Here is a 15,019-nt window from a genome sequence, read left to right on the forward strand (position 1 = left end):
GATGGGATGGAGAAAGACGACATAAAGGCGCGACTGGAATCCCTGAAAGGCTGGTCCTTGTCAGACGACGGTCGCGCGATCACCCGTCGGTTCGATTTCAAGGGCTTCGCCAAGGCGGTGGAGATGGCGAACCTGGCGGCCTGGATGGGCAACAGGCACAACCATCACCCCGACGTGGCCTTTGGCTGGGGCTATTGCCAGGTGTCCTTCACCACCCATGACGCGGGCGGACTGACGGATGCCGATTTCGCCTGCGCCGCCCATCTGGACGCGCTGTTGTCCTGAGGGTTGTTCGCGTCAAGGTTGCAGTTTATCCATGCGGGGCAAGGATAAGGTGCCCTTATGGTCATGCGTCTGCTGGATATCTTTGGCCTGGACCGGCGGCGCCCCGACTGGGCGCGGCTGGCCGACCGCCTGGATCGCAGGCCGCGCCCTGTTGATCCCGAACTGCGCGAAGAAGCGCAGCTTCTGCATCGGCGGCTGTCGCGGTTCTTGCAAGCCTCCGATCCCTGGATGCTGCGCAAGACCGGGTTGGGGGACGAGGATCTGCCCCCCGGCACGGACTGGCATTGGCGGCCCCGGCTGCTGTGCGGGCAGATCAGTCCGCAGGCCGTGGTGTCCCCCGACAACGGCCACCGCCTGGGAGAGGATGCGGCCTTGTGGCACGATTGCCCGAACCGCGCCCTGATCCTGCGGCAATCGCCACGCCCGCGTCCGGGCCAGGCCGCCTGCTATGCCATGGGGATCGAGATGATGGGAAATTCCTGCGGTTTCCTGTCGCTGGCGCTGGATCTGCCCGATGACGCCCTGCCCGGCCTGGGGGCGGACCGGGTGCTGCAACTGGACACGGTCATGGACGCCGAACGTCCCATCACCATCTATGCCCGCATCAACCTGGTCCAGGGACCGAATACCGAAACGATGCTGCGCCAGCTTGGCCACCCGGCCGAGGGGGTGGGCGCGCGGCGGCGCGCCGAATTCGACTTGGCCTATGCCGACCTGGCCAACCGCCCCATCGAACGCGCCTGGCTGGATCTGATCTTCGAGCAGCCGCATCTGAACGCGGTCGGCATCAATGACGTGCTGGTGTCGCATCACCCGCGCGCGCAGGCCTGAGAGGGGATGGGATGAGGTTCGAGGACCATGGTGTTTCGGGCGGCTGCTGGACCGGGGCCTTGCAGGCGGACAGCCAGCCTGCCGGGCTGTGCGTTGTCCAGCGCGGCAAGGTGGTGGCCCAGGCCCGGCTGCGCGATGCAGGCCCGGGCCTGTGGTCGGTCACGGCCGATCTGCCGGGCGCGGTGATCGACCGGGGGGCGCATGGCCTGCTGCTGGTGGCGGGCGATCCCGATCAGCCCGGATCGGTGGTGCTGGCCCGCCTGACCCTGGTCGCCGGAGCCGTCGCGGGCGACGAGCTGCTGGCCGAGGTGGCGCAACTGCGCGCCGAACTGGATCTGCTGAAACGCGAATTCAGGCGGCTTGCAGCAGGGGGCTAGGCCTTTGTCACAAGCCTGTCGCGCTTTCTTGCGAAACCCGGGGGGGGTGGCTATATCGGCCCTTTCGCCCTGAACCCAAAGGTTTCGCATGGCCGGGATGCAGACGCCCTTCTATCTGATCGACAAATCCGCGTTGCGCCGCAACATGGAACAGGTCGCACGCCTGCGCGAGGCGTCGGGGGCCAAGGCGCTTTTGGCGCTGAAATGCTTTGCCACCTGGTCGGTCTTCGATTTCATGCGCGACTACATGGACGGGACCACCTCGTCGTCGCTGTTCGAACTGCGCTTGGGGCATGAGGAATTCGGCAAGGAAACCCATGCCTATTCCGTCGCCTGGGCCGATCACGAGATCGACGAGGCGGTGTCATATTCCGACAAGATCATCTTCAACAGCCTGTCGCAGCTTGACCGCTTTGCCGACCGCGCGAAGGGCGTGACCACCGGCTTGCGCCTGAACCCACGCTTTTCGACCAGCGGCTTCGACCTGGCCGACCCGGCGCGGCCCTTCAGCCGCCTGGGGGAATGGGACATGGCGCGCCTTGAATCCGCCCTGGACCGGATCAGCGGCGTGATGATCCACTATAACTGCGAAAACCGCGACTTCGACCTGTTCGATGGGCAGTTGACCCGGATCGAGACCGAGTTCGGCGAGATCCTGAAGCGCTTGGACTGGGTCAGCCTCGGCGGCGGCATCCATTTCACCGGCGAAGGCTATCCGCTGGACCGTCTGGCCGACCGGCTGAAGGCGTTCCAGGACCGCTTCGGCGTCCAGGCCTATCTCGAACCGGGCGAGGCCAGCATCACCGGTACTACCACGCTGGAGGTCAGCGTCCTGGACATCATCGACAACGGCAAAAAGGTCGCCATCGTGGACAGCAGCATCGAGGCGCATATGCTGGATCTGCTGATCTATCGCGAAACCGCCAAGCTGCCGCAGTCGGGCGGCTACGAATACCAGGTCGCGGGCAAGACCTGCCTTGCGGGCGACATTTTCGGCGACGCGCGCTTCGACCGGCCCCTGGCCGTGGGCGACCGCATCAGCATCGCGGATGCGGCGGGCTATACGATGGTCAAGAAGAACTGGTTCAACGGCGTCGCCATGCCCGCCATAGCCATCCGCGAGGATGACAGCAGCGTCCGCACCGTGCGCAGCTTTCCTTACGAAGAATACAAATCCAGCCTGTCTTAAGGCACCTCTCTGCAACCCCGGAAAGGATCCGTAATTGCCCAAGAAGAACGTCCTCATCATCGGCGCGGGTGGCGTCGCGCAAGTCGTGGCGCACAAGGTGGCGCAACAGGCTGCGGAATTCGGCGATTTGCACATCGCCAACCGCACGCAATCCAAGGCTGACGCGATCATCGGCAGCTTGCGCGACAAGGGCCACCAGATGCCCTTTGCCAGCCACGCGCTGGACGCGATGGATGCAGGCGCGGTCGAGGCGCTGATCCGCCGGATCGACGCGGGGATCGTCATCAACGTGGGCACGGCCTTTATCAACATGACCGTTCTGGAAGGCTGCATCCGCGCGGGCGCCGCCTATATCGACACGGCCATTCACGAGGATCCGGCGAAGATCTGTGAAACGCCGCCCTGGTACGGCAATTACGAATGGAAGCGGCGCGAGGACGTGGCGCAGGCTGGCATCACCGCGATCCTGGGCGCGGGCTTCGATCCGGGTGTCGTGAACGCCTATGCCCGCCTGGCCGAGGACGAGTATTTCGACAAGATCGACAGCATCGACATCGTGGACATCAATGCAGGCTCGCATGGCCGCTGGTTCGCCACGAATTTCGACCCCGAGATCAACTTCCGCGAATTCACCGGCACCGTCTATTCCTGGCAGGGCGGCGAATGGCGTTCGAACAAGATGTTCGAGGTGGGCCGCGAATGGGATCTGCCCGTCGTGGGCAAGCAGAAGGCCTATCTGTCCGGCCACGACGAGGTTCACAGCCTGTCCGCCCGCTACAAACACGCCGACGTGCGCTTCTGGATGGGCTTTGGCGACCACTATATCAACGTCTTCACGGTGCTGAAGAACCTGGGCCTGTTGTCCGAGCAACCGGTGAAAACCGCCGAGGGGCTGGATGTCGTGCCGCTGAAGGTGGTCAAGGCCGTGCTGCCCGATCCCGCCAGCCTTGCCCCCGATTACCAGGGCAAGACCTGCATCGGCGATCTGGTCAAGGGCAGCCTGAACGGCAAGCCGGGCGAGGTCTTCATCTACAACGTGGCTGATCACAAGGACGCCTTCAACGAGGTCGGCAGCCAGGGCATCAGCTATACCGCGGGCGTGCCGCCGGTCGCTGCCGCCATCCTGGTCGCTCGCGGTATCTGGGACGTGAAAGCCATGGTCAACGTCGAGGATCTGCCCGCACGCCCCTTCCTGGAACTGCTGGGGGAGATGGGCTTGCCGACCCGAGTGATCGACGCGACGGGCGACCACCCGATCTGACCGCCGGGCATCGCCTTGGCGGGCGGCCCGGAACGACCGGGTTGCCCGTCGCGTTTGGCCCTGCCGGCAATGCAGGGGGAGGCCTTGGCCCAGAAGTTCAGCTTTCCGCGGTTCCGCCCGGACGGCACCGGCGCCAGCGGGCGCGCGGCCAACTGGGCCGTCATCGGCATCTTCATGATCATGGCATTCGCGGCCATTGCCGCCGGGCGCGATTTCCTGATGCCGGTGACGCTGGCGGTGCTGCTGTTCTTTGTGTTCACCCCCCTGCGCCGCCTGGCCCGCCGACGCGGGGTGCCCGATGCGCTGACCGCCACGATCGTGACCCTGGGCCTGGTCATTGCCGTGGCCCTGATCGGCCTGGGCGCAAGCGGCCCGGTCAGTCAGGCGGCCCAGAACCTGCCCACGATCAAGACCCGCCTGGAACAGAAATTCAGCGAACTGCGCGAATCCTTCGAGGAAATTCAGCAGGCCGCCCAGGAAATCGAACAGGTCCAAGCCCCCGACGACGAGGGCCAGCCAGCCCCCATCAAGGTCGAGGAGGTCAGCGACAGCACCCTGACCTCGCTGATGAAGTTCACCCCCGCCATTGCCGGGCAGGTGGTCTTCACGCTGTTCCTGTTGTTCTTCATGCTGGCATCGGGCGATCTGCTGTATCTCAAGATCGTGCAAAGCTTCGATTCCATGGCCGAAAAGCGAGGCGCCTATCTGGCCCTGCGCCAGATCGAGGATTCGCTGGGCAATTACCTGGGCGCCATCACCATCATCAATGCAGGACTGGGAGTGGCGGTGGGTCTTGCCATGTTCGCCTGGGGAATGCCCGGCGCGATCCTGTTCGGCATCAGCGCCTTTATCCTCAACTTCATCCCCTATCTGGGGGCGATCGTCGGCGTCATTACCTCGGGCCTAGTGGCCCTGGTGGTCATGCCGGGGCTTTTCTGGCCGATGATGGTCGCGGGAACCTATATGTTCCTGACCTCGCTCGAGGGCCAGGTGATCACCCCCTACTTCGTGTCGCGCCGGTTGCAGATGAACACCGTTGTCGTGTTCCTGGCTGTTGCGCTGTGGGCCTGGCTGTGGTCGGTGATCGGCATGATCATCGCCGTGCCGGTGCTGGTCGTGCTGCGCGTGCTGGCGGACTATGTTCCCGGCTGGGAGAAGTTCGGCAACTTCCTGGCAGGCGAGGAACCTCCCGCCATCGAGGACGAGGACGAGGAAGAAGCCCGCGACATCGTCGAGGCCGGTGCCGGGGCCGAGGATGAAAGCGCCGCCCGCCAGGTCACGGCCGAGGTGGTCGAGGATGCCGGTAAGCCCTGACAGGCGCGCTTTTTCCAGACAACAGAAAAACTTTTCAGGCTGCTTGGAAAAAATGCTGCGGTGTCGTATGGGATGCTGAATGTGTGCGACGGCATACCGGCGCAGACCTCGCGATAAGGAAAACCAGATGAGCATGACGCGTTACACCCAAAGGCATGGCCTGGACGTGGCCGACATCCTGGCGGATTTTGTGGAAAGCAGCGTTCTTCCCGGCACGGGCGTTGACCCGGATCGCTTCTGGTCGGGATATGCGGAACTGCTGGCCGATCTTGCACCGGAAAACCGCACGCTGCTGGATCGCCGCGCCGAATTGCAGGGCCGGATCGACGCCTGGCACAAGGCGCGCGGCAACCAGCCCTGGGATACCGCCGCCTATCGCGCCTTTCTGACGGAAATCGGCTATCTGGTCCCCGAACCCGCGCCCTTTGCCATCGACAATGGCCGGATCGACCCCGAGATCGCCCTTGTCGCAGGCCCGCAACTGGTGGTGCCGGTCAGCAATGCCCGCTTCGCGCTGAACGCTGCCAATGCCCGCTGGGGATCGCTGTATGACGCGCTTTACGGATCCGACGTGCTGGGTCCGCCCCCTGCAGCCGGCGATATCGACCCCGCGCGCCGCGATGCGGTCGTGGCCCGCGCCGCACGGTTTCTGGACGACACCTTCCCCCTGACCAGCGGCAGCCATGCCGAGGTCTCGGGCTATCTGGCCGATGCAGATGGTCTGAAAGCCACGATCGAATGGTCCGAGGTCGCCTTGCGCGACCCCTCGGCATTCGTGGGCCGCCGCGTCGAAGGCCCGGATACCGGGCTGGTGTTGCGCCACAATGGGCTGCACGTCGAACTGGTCATCAACCCCGGCCACCCGATCGGCGCGGCATCCCCGTCGGGCCTGCGCGACGTGATCGTGGAAGCCGCGCTGACCGCCATCCAGGATTGCGAGGACAGCGTGGCGGCGGTGGATGCCGCCGACAAGGTGGGCGTTTACGCCAACTGGCTGGGGCTGATGAAGGGCGACCTGACTGACACCTTCGACAAAGGCGGCAAGCCGATGACCCGCCGCCTGGCAGGCGACCGCACCGTCACGCGCCCGGACGGCACCACCGTTGCCCTGCCGGGCCGCGCGCTTTTGCTGGTGCGCAACGTGGGCCATCTGATGACCACCGATGCCGTGCGCATGAACGGCCAGGACACGCCCGAAGGGCTGCTGGACGCGATGGTGACGACGGCCTGTGCGATCCACGACCTGAACAAGACCGATGGTCCCCGCAACAGCCGCGTTGGTTCGATCTATGTGGTGAAGCCCAAGATGCACGGCCCGGACGAGGCCGCCTTTGCCGACCACATCTTTACCCGGGTCGAACGGATCCTGGGCCTGCCCGCCGACACCGTCAAGCTGGGCCTGATGGACGAGGAACGCCGCACAAGCGCGAACCTTGCCGCCACCATTCATGCGATCCGCAACCGGGTGTTCTTTATCAACACCGGTTTCTTGGACCGCACGGGGGACGAGATCCACACCTCCATGCAGGCGGGCGCATTCGCCGGGCGCGAGGCGACGCGCCGGTCGGGCTGGCTGAAGGCATACGAGGACCGCAACGTGCTGATCGGCCTTGCCTGCGGATTGCGCGGCCGGGCGCAGATCGGCAAGGGCATGTGGGCGAAACCCGACGCCCTGGCCGAAATGCTGCAAGCCAAGATCGCCCATCCGCAATCGGGGGCCAATACCGCCTGGGTGCCCAGCCCCACGGCCGCGACCCTGCACGCGCTGCATTACCACATGGTCGATGTGGCCGCGCGGCAAGATCAGCTGGAAGGCCAGCCGGTCCCCGGCCTGGACGACCTGCTGACCCCGGCCCTGGTGGGCGACACACCCTTGCCGCAAGATCAGATCCTGCGGGAGCTGGACAACAGCGCGCAGGGGATCCTGGGCTATGTCGTCCGCTGGGTGGACCAGGGGGTTGGCTGTTCCAAGGTGCCCGATATCGACGACGTGCCGATGATGGAGGACCGCGCCACCTGCCGCATCAGCGCGCAACTGTTGTCGAACTGGCTGGAACAAGGGCTGGTCAGCCGCGAGCAGGTCGAGGATGCGCTGCGCCGCATGGCGCTGAAGGTGGATGCCCAGAACGCGGGCGATCCGAACTATATCCCCATGGCCCCCGGCTTTGACGGCCCCGCCTTCGAGGCCGCGCGCGATCTGGTGCTGACCGGCACGTCGCAGCCCTCGGGCTATACCGAACCCGCGCTGCACGCGCGGCGCAGGCAGGCCAAGGCTTTGCGGGGGTAGGGGCGGCGATCAGCCCCCGTCCAGGTGCCGTGCCGCGGCAGCCAGAACCTCGGCCGGGCGTTCCTCGGCCAGGAAATGGCCTGCGTCGATGGCATGGCCCCGTGCCTCGGGAAACCATGCCCGCCAGGCGGCCAGCGGGTCGATATGATGGGCCACGACGCCCCTGCTGCCCCACAGCACAAGGCAGGGAATGTCGCTGATCCGCCCCAGATCGGCGCGGTCGTGGTCCAGGTCCGTCGTGGCGGCGGCCCGGTAATCGCCGCACCATGCCGCAATGACATCGGGATTCCGGGCGGCGCGTTCGTATTCCGCCATTGCTGCGGGATCGAAGATATCCGACCCCGCCAGCCCGATCAGGGCGGAATGCAGGAAGAACACCGGATCGGAACTGATCAGCCGGCGCGGCATATCGCCCGGCTGGGCCAGGAACATCCAATGGTAATACCGCTGCGCCAGCCAGCCATCCATGGTGCCCCACACGTCCAGCGTCGGCAGGATGTCCAGCAAGGCGACGGACCGCACCGCGGCGGGGTGATCCAGAACCATCCGGTGGGCCGTCCGCGCCCCGCGATCATGGGCAAGGACATGGAATCGGGAATGGCCCAGGTGGTTCATCAGCGCGACTTGATCCCGCGCCATCGCGCGAAAGGTGAAGTCGCCGTCATGGGCAACCGAGTCGCCATAACCGCGCAGGTCCGCCAGGACCACGCGATGGGTGCGGGCCAGTTCGCCTGCGATCCCGTGCCACATCGCATGGGTCTGCGGATAGCCGTGCAGCAGCAGGACCGGATCGCCTTGCCCGCCGATCCGGGCATGAATTGTCGCGCCGCCAACGGGAACGTCCACAGTGTCAAAGCCGGGAAACAACGCATTCTCCGATCGGGGCCAAGTCCGGCCATCCTGCAGGATTGTTGCCCCCGGTCAAGGAATCGCGCTTGGCCTAGCCCTGCTTCTGGAACTCGAACTGCCGCACGAACCACAGCGCGGCCATTGTCGCCACGGCCCCCGACAGCAGATACAGCCCCGCCGCGAACAGCCCCAGCGTGGTGGACAGGAACAGCGCGGTCAGCGGCGCAAGCCCCGCGCCGAACAGCCAGGCCAGGGCCGAGGCAAAGGCGGAATCGGTATAGCGGTTGCGGCTGTTGAACATGGAGGCCACCGCGCCGGACGACTGGCCGAAGCTGATGCCCAGGATCAGGAAACCCGCGATCATATAGGTGGACACGCCGGTCTTGCCGCCTTGCAGCAGCAAGGGGGCCAGCAGGCTGAAGGCGCCGATGGCAAGCGACCCCCACAGCAGCACGCGCCGCCGCCCGAACCAGTCCGACAGCCAGCCCGACAGCAGCACCGATCCCAGGCCCGCCGCCGCGCTGACCGCCGTCAAGTTCAGAAAGAAGGTCAGCGTCTCGTCGGTGTAAAGATACACCCAGGACAACGGAAAGACCGTGACCATGTGGAACATCGCGAAACTGGCCAGCGGCACGAAAGAAGACAGCCAGATCGCGCGCCAGTCGCTGCGGAACGCCTGGCGGATGCGGGTGGGCTGCAGTTCGCGGGTCTCGAACGCTTCCTGGAACTCGGGCGAGGCGATGATGCGCAGGCGCGCGAACAAGGCCACCACGTTGATGGAAAAGGCCACAAAGAATGGATAGCGCCAGCCCCAGTCCAAAAAGTCCTGTTCCGACAGGTTCGTCACCAGATAGGAAAACAGCAGCGCCGCGACGATCAGCCCGATGGGGGCGCCAAGCTGCGGGATCATCGCGTAAAAGCCGCGCTTGCGCCTTGGCGCGCTGAGCGCCAGCAGGGATGCAAGACCGTCCCAACTGCCGCCGATGGCAAGGCCCTGGCCGATGCGCAGGATCGCCATGACCACGATCGCCCATTCGCCCATCACCGCATAGGACGGCACAAGGCCCATGGCCACGGTCGAGGTGCCCAGCAGAAGCAAGGCCAGCGTCAGCTTGGCCACGCGCCCCTGCTTGCGGTCGATATACATGAAGATCGCGGTGCCGACGGGCCGCGCCACAAAGGCCAGCAACACCAGCACAAAGGACAGCAGCGTGCCGGTCAGCGGATCGGCAAAGGGAAACAGCCGCGCCGGGAACACGATCACGGCGGCGATGGCGAAGACGAAGAAATCAAAGAACTCGGACGCGCGCCCGATCACCACGCCCACCGCGATGTCGGACGGCGACACGTGGATGTCGTCGGCATCCTTGCCGGGGCTTTGGCGGTCAGGGGTTTCGGCAGATGTTACCATTGCGTGAACCAATCCGGATTAGGCCAGAAGGCATGAAGGGCAAGACAGGCGACATCCCTGGGGATTCGCGCGGTTCCGGCAGCAATGCTACAGAATGGCGGCAATGAATACGCGACAAATTGTCTTATGTTTGACTTTGGTCAAGGCAACTATCTGAACTGCAATCTCAGGGCGTCGTCGTCTGAACAGCCGCGCGATTCGCGCGGTCAGCGGGGTCATTATCGACATGACACATCTTTTCAAACGTGTTTTCTGGCTGGCGCCGCTTTTGCTGCTTGCGGGCTGCGAGGCTGTCGTGCTGCGCCCCTCGGGCGACATCGCGGCGCGCCAGGCGGAATTGCTGGTGCAATCCACGGCCTTGATGCTGGTCATCATCATCCCCGTGATGGCGCTGACCGTGTGGTTCGCCTGGCGTTACCGGGCATCGAACCGGCAGGCGACCTACAACCCCGACTGGGACCATTCGACCAAGCTGGAACTGGTGATCTGGGCCATTCCGCTGCTGATCATCGTCTGCCTGGGCGCGCTGACCTGGGTGGGCACGCATCTGCTGGACCCGTACCGGCCGCTGGACCGCATCGACGCCGAAACCCCGGTCAGCAACCAGCAGCCCTTGCAGGTGCAGGTCGTGGCGATGGACTGGAAATGGCTGTTCATCTATCCCGAACAGGGGGTCGCGTCCGTCAACGAACTGGCCGTGCCGGTGGACCGCCCGGTCCAGTTCACGCTGACCTCGACCTCGGTGATGAACGCCTTCTATATCCCGGCCATGGCGGGGATGATCTATGCCATGCCGGGAATGCAGACCACTCTGCATGGGGTCTTCAACGAGGCGGGGGAATACCAGGGCCTGGCCTCGCATTATTCGGGCCATGGCTTTTCCGGGATGCGGTTCAAGGCCCAGGCGCTGGACGATGCCGGTTTTGACACTTGGGTCGCCCAAGCCGCCGACAGCGCCGAGGCGCTGGACCGCGCGCGCTATCTTGAACTGGAAAAGCCCAGCGAGAACGTGCCCCCCATGGCATTTGCCCCGGTGGACCCGCAACTGTTCAGCCGCGTCGTGAACTTGTGCGTCGAGGAAGGCCGGATGTGCATGGCCGAGATGATGGCCCTGGACGCCCAGGGCGGGCTGGGCCTGCCGGGCATCGCCAATGTCGCGCTGACCGATCCCGGCCTCGGCACCCCCCGGCCCGTGCTGGGCCTGCCGCCCTTTCAGGTGACGGGCATCTGCACGGTCGATGAACTGGACCGGATGCTGGCAAGCGCCCCATCCGTGGACAGCGCGCCACGCGACCTGACGCCCCTGCGCGGGCGGGGGCTGGATGCGCCCCGGGGCATCCTGGGCTGGAACCTGATCCCGAACAAGCTGACCCAATCCGTGCCGCCGGACGGCGCCGACCAGAACCTGTAGAGGCCGAAGATGGCGATACCATCGGACATCGAAACCACCTTCCTGCTGGGACGGCTGGACTGGAACGCGATCCCCCAGGATCCGATCGTCTGGGCCACCGGCGCGGTCGTCGCCATCGGCGGCGCCGGACTGCTGTGGATGCTGCACAAGCATCGCCTGTGGTCATACCTGTGGCATGAGTGGTTCACGACGGTCGATCACAAGAAGATCGGCATCATGTATATCGTGCTGGCCCTGGTCATGTTCGTGCGCGGTTTCGCCGATGCGATCATGATGCGCCTGCAACAGGCCATCGCCTTTGGCGGATCCGAGGGCTATCTGAACGCCCACCACTATGACCAGGTGTTTTCGGCCCACGGCGTCATCATGATCTTCTTCGTGGCGATGCCCTTCGTCACGGGCTTGATGAACTTCGTCGTGCCCCTGCAGATCGGCGCGCGGGACGTGTCGTTCCCGTTCCTCAACAATTTCAGCTTCTGGATGACGGTCGGCGGCGCGGTTCTGACCATGATGTCGCTGTTCGTGGGCGAATTTGCACAGACCGGCTGGCTGGCCTTCCCGCCGCTGTCGGGCCTGGGGTCCAGCCCCTATGTCGGCGTGGACTATTACATCTGGGGCCTTCAGGTCGCGGGGGTGGGGACCACGCTGTCGGGTATCAACCTGCTGGTGACGATCATCAAGATGCGCGCGCCTGGCATGACCATGATGCGGATGCCGATCTTCACCTGGACGGCGCTTTGCACGAACATCCTGATCGTGGCGTCCTTCCCGGTGCTGACGGCCACGCTGGTCCTGCTGACGCTGGACCGTTACGTGGGCACGAACTTCTTCACCAACGACCTTGGCGGCAACGCCATGATGTATGTGAACCTGATCTGGATCTGGGGCCACCCCGAGGTCTATATCCTGATCCTGCCCTTGTTCGGCGTCTATTCCGAGGTCGTGGCGACCTTCACCGGCAAGCGGCTGTTCGGATATACCTCGATGGTCTATGCGACCGTCTGCATCACCATCCTGTCCTATCTGGTCTGGCTGCACCACTTCTTCACGATGGGGTCGGGTGCCTCCGTCAACTCGTTCTTCGGGATCACCACCATGATCATCTCGGTTCCCACGGGGGCCAAGATCTTCAACTGGCTGTTCACCATGTACCGCAGCCGCATCCGGTTCGAACTGCCGATGATGTGGACCATCGCCTTCATGCTGACCTTCGTGATCGGCGGCATGACGGGCGTGCTGCTGGCCGTGCCGCCCGCCGACTTCGTGCTGCACAACTCGCTGTTCCTGGTGGCGCATTTCCACAACGTGATCATCGGCGGGGTGCTGTTCGGCCTGTTCGCGGCGGTCTATTACTGGTGGCCCAAGGCCTTTGGCTTCCGGCTGGAGCCGTTCTGGGGCAAGGTCAGCTTCTGGTTCTGGGTCGTAGGCTTTTGGACCGCCTTTGCGCCGCTGTATATCCTGGGGCTGATGGGCGTGACGCGGCGGGTGCGGGTCTTCGACGATCCCAGCCTGCAGATCTGGTTCGTCATCGCGGCTTTCGGCGCCGTCCTGATCGCCATCGGCATCGCGACGATGTTCGTCCAGTTCGGCGTGTCCATCGCGCGCCGCGACCAGTTGCGCGACGAGACGGGCGATCCCTGGGACGGGCGCACCCTGGAATGGGCGACATCCTCTCCGCCCCCGGCCTATAACTTTGCCTTCACGCCGGTCAGCCACGGGCTGGACACCTGGTGGGACATGAAGCGTTACGGCCAGACGCGGCCTCGCGCGACCTATGTGCCCATTCATATGCCCCGGAACACCGGGGCAGGGGTCATCATCGCGGGCTTTGCGACGGTTTGCGGCTTTGCCCTGGTCTGGTACATCTGGTGGCTGGCCGCCCTGTCCTTTGCGGGCATCGTGGCGGCGTCGGTTCTCCATACCTTCAACTATGCCCGCGACTACCACATCCCGGCCGAGGAGGTCCGCGCGACGGAAGCCGCGCGCGACCGCCAGCTGGCAAGCGCAGGGGTCTGATCCATGAGCACCGTCACCCAAGCAGCCCCCGGCGACTTCTGGGAAGTCGAGCCGCACCACCACCACGAGGGCGCGTCCACAAGCATCGGGTTCTGGGTCTATCTGATGAGCGACTGCCTGATGTTCGCGGTCCTGTTTGCGGTCTTCGGCGTCCTGGGTGGCAGCTATGCGGCCGGTCCGGGGCCAAAGGATCTGTTCGACCTGGAACTGGTGGCGCTGAACACGGCCTTCCTGCTGCTGTCCTCGATCACCTATGGCTTTGCCATGCTGGCGATGGTCAGGGAAAACACGCGCGGCACGCTGATCTGGCTGGGGATCACGCTGGTTTTCGGCCTGCTGTTCCTGGCCGTCGAGATCTACGAATTTCAGCACCTGATCCACCTGGGCGCGGGGCCGCAGCGTTCGGCATTCCTGTCGGCCTTCTTCGCGCTTGTGGGCACCCACGGGCTGCATGTGGCCTTTGGCTGCTTGTGGCTGGTCACGCTGATGATCCAGGTCCGCCAGCGCGGGCTGATCCCCGCCAATCGCCGCCGCCTGTCCTGCCTGTCGATGTTCTGGCACTTTTTGGATGTGATCTGGATCGGCGTCTTTACCTTTGTCTATCTGCTGGGGATGATCTGATGACCTCGATTGAAGCCCAGGGCGACAAGCACCGCACGGAACGCCATGCCGAGGCGCATGGCGACCACCATGACGACGGCCATGACCACGGCAGCGTCCGGTCCTATCTGACAGGCTTCATCCTGTCGGTGATCCTGACCGCGATCCCCTTCGCCATCGTCATGGCCGGGGGCTTCGAAAGCCGGTTCCTGACCGCCGCCGTGGTGGTGGGCATGGCTATCGTGCAGATCCTGGTCCACATGGTCTATTTCCTGCACATGAACACGCGCAGCGACGAAGGCTGGACCATGATGGCGCTGATCTTCACCGTCGTGATCCTGGTCATCGTGCTGGCCGGGTCACTGTGGGTCATGTTCAACATGAACACGAACATGATGCCCCAGATGAACCACGAGGCCCTGGGCCTGTGATCGTGACCGCCACCCGCCGCCCGGTCGCCTTGCTGGTCGCGGCAGGGATCGTCTTTCTGGTGCTGATGGGCCTGGGCGTCTGGCAGGTGCAGCGACTGGGCTGGAAAACCGACCTGATCGCCCGCGTGGACGCGCGGGTGGCGGCGGACCCGGTTCCAACGCCGCCGCCCGCCGAATGGGCGGGGCTGACGGCCGAGGATGCCGAATACCGCCGCGTCAGCGTGCAGGGCGAGTACCGGCCCGACAGCGACGTGCTGGTCCAGGCGGTGACGGAGCTTGGGGCAGGCTTCTGGGTGATCACCCCGCTTGTCACCGATGACGGCTGGACGGTGCTGGTCAACTGCGGCTTTGTCGCCGCCGACCGGCGCGACGACCGGCCCCTGCCACAGGGTCCGCAAGGTGTAACAGGGCTGTTGCGCCTGTCGCAGCCCGACGGCGCCTTTCTGCGCGCCAACGATCCGCAGGCGGGCCGCTGGTATTCGCGCGACACCCAGGCCATCGCCGCCAGCCTTGGCCTGTCCGATGTCGCGCCCTATTTCATCGACGCTGACCGCGCGGGCGATGCCCAACCCATCGGCGGGCTGACCGTGATCGCCTTTCGCAATCCCCACCTGACCTATGCGCTGACCTGGTTCGCCATGGCGGGCGGGCTGCTGGTTCTGGTGATCTACGCCCTGCGGCGCTAGGCGTTTTCCGACCAAAGTGGCAGGGGAAATTCCGCATTAGCACTGGATCGCGATCCCACGCAGTTGCACAG

At 64.8% G+C, this 15,019-nt stretch carries 14 protein-coding genes; 12 read left to right on the forward strand and 2 right to left on the reverse strand.

From position 1 onward, the window contains the following. The first annotated feature begins 6 nt into the window (after positions 1-6). From Q5701_RS00185 to Q5701_RS00215, 7 genes are all read left to right on the forward strand, one after another. Positions 7-285 (forward strand): 4a-hydroxytetrahydrobiopterin dehydratase, encoded by a 279-nt coding sequence (locus tag Q5701_RS00185; RefSeq protein ID WP_306753185.1) that lies wholly within the window; start codon positions 7-9, stop codon positions 283-285. 57 nt (positions 286-342) lie between these two features. Further along, a complete protein-coding gene (locus Q5701_RS00190; RefSeq protein ID WP_306753186.1) occupies positions 343-1,116 on the forward strand; it encodes a DUF6478 family protein in 774 nt (257 codons plus the stop codon). 11 nt (positions 1,117-1,127) lie between these two features. Beyond that, a complete protein-coding gene (locus tag Q5701_RS00195) occupies positions 1,128-1,493 on the forward strand; it encodes a hypothetical protein (RefSeq protein ID WP_306753187.1) in 366 nt (121 codons plus the stop codon). A gap of 88 nt (positions 1,494-1,581) precedes the next feature. Continuing rightward, positions 1,582-2,682, forward strand: a complete 1,101-nt coding sequence (nspC, locus tag Q5701_RS00200) for a carboxynorspermidine decarboxylase (RefSeq protein WP_306753188.1) — start codon at positions 1,582-1,584, stop codon at positions 2,680-2,682. A 34-nt stretch (positions 2,683-2,716) separates the two neighbouring features. Next, the gene (locus Q5701_RS00205; protein ID WP_306753189.1) at positions 2,717-3,943 is read left to right on the forward strand and encodes a saccharopine dehydrogenase family protein; all 1,227 of its coding nucleotides are present in this window, start codon (positions 2,717-2,719) and stop codon (positions 3,941-3,943) included. Positions 3,944-4,027: 84 nt separating this feature from the next. Further along, positions 4,028-5,257 (forward strand): AI-2E family transporter, encoded by a 1,230-nt coding sequence (locus Q5701_RS00210; protein WP_306753190.1) that lies wholly within the window; start codon positions 4,028-4,030, stop codon positions 5,255-5,257. A gap of 133 nt (positions 5,258-5,390) precedes the next feature. Further along, a complete protein-coding gene (locus Q5701_RS00215) occupies positions 5,391-7,544 on the forward strand; it encodes a malate synthase G (protein WP_306755479.1) in 2,154 nt (717 codons plus the stop codon). A 9-nt stretch (positions 7,545-7,553) separates the two neighbouring features. Here the strand turns inward: Q5701_RS00215 and Q5701_RS00220 are convergent, their stop codons facing one another. Next, complete coding sequence (locus Q5701_RS00220) at positions 7,554-8,411, reverse strand: alpha/beta fold hydrolase (RefSeq protein ID WP_306753191.1); 858 nt, start codon at positions 8,409-8,411, stop codon at positions 7,554-7,556. Between the two features lie 73 nt (positions 8,412-8,484). Beyond that, the gene (locus Q5701_RS00225) at positions 8,485-9,804 is read right to left on the reverse strand and encodes an MFS transporter (protein ID WP_306753192.1); all 1,320 of its coding nucleotides are present in this window, start codon (positions 9,802-9,804) and stop codon (positions 8,485-8,487) included. A 226-nt stretch (positions 9,805-10,030) separates the two neighbouring features. Between Q5701_RS00225 and cyoA the strand changes: the two genes are divergently transcribed. The 5 genes from cyoA to Q5701_RS00250 are packed head-to-tail and all read left to right on the forward strand — an operon-like array spanning position 10,031 to position 14,948. Further along, positions 10,031-11,215, forward strand: a complete 1,185-nt coding sequence (gene cyoA, locus Q5701_RS00230; protein ID WP_306753193.1) for a ubiquinol oxidase subunit II — start codon at positions 10,031-10,033, stop codon at positions 11,213-11,215. Positions 11,216-11,224: 9 nt separating this feature from the next. After that, the gene (cyoB, locus tag Q5701_RS00235; RefSeq protein WP_306753194.1) at positions 11,225-13,231 is read left to right on the forward strand and encodes a cytochrome o ubiquinol oxidase subunit I; all 2,007 of its coding nucleotides are present in this window, start codon (positions 11,225-11,227) and stop codon (positions 13,229-13,231) included. A 3-nt stretch (positions 13,232-13,234) separates the two neighbouring features. Next, positions 13,235-13,852, forward strand: a complete 618-nt coding sequence (gene cyoC / locus Q5701_RS00240; protein ID WP_306753195.1) for a cytochrome o ubiquinol oxidase subunit III — start codon at positions 13,235-13,237, stop codon at positions 13,850-13,852. Next, a complete protein-coding gene (locus Q5701_RS00245; protein WP_306753196.1) occupies positions 13,852-14,262 on the forward strand; it encodes a cytochrome o ubiquinol oxidase subunit IV in 411 nt (136 codons plus the stop codon). The genes cyoC and Q5701_RS00245 overlap by 1 nt, the downstream gene beginning before the upstream one ends. A gap of 2 nt (positions 14,263-14,264) precedes the next feature. Beyond that, the gene (locus Q5701_RS00250; RefSeq protein WP_306753197.1) at positions 14,265-14,948 is read left to right on the forward strand and encodes an SURF1 family protein; all 684 of its coding nucleotides are present in this window, start codon (positions 14,265-14,267) and stop codon (positions 14,946-14,948) included. Positions 14,949-15,019 lie beyond the last annotated feature (71 nt).

The sequence above is a fragment of the Paracoccus actinidiae genome, from assembly GCF_030863885.1.
Taxonomy (GTDB): Bacteria; Pseudomonadota; Alphaproteobacteria; order Rhodobacterales; family Rhodobacteraceae; genus Paracoccus; species Paracoccus everestensis.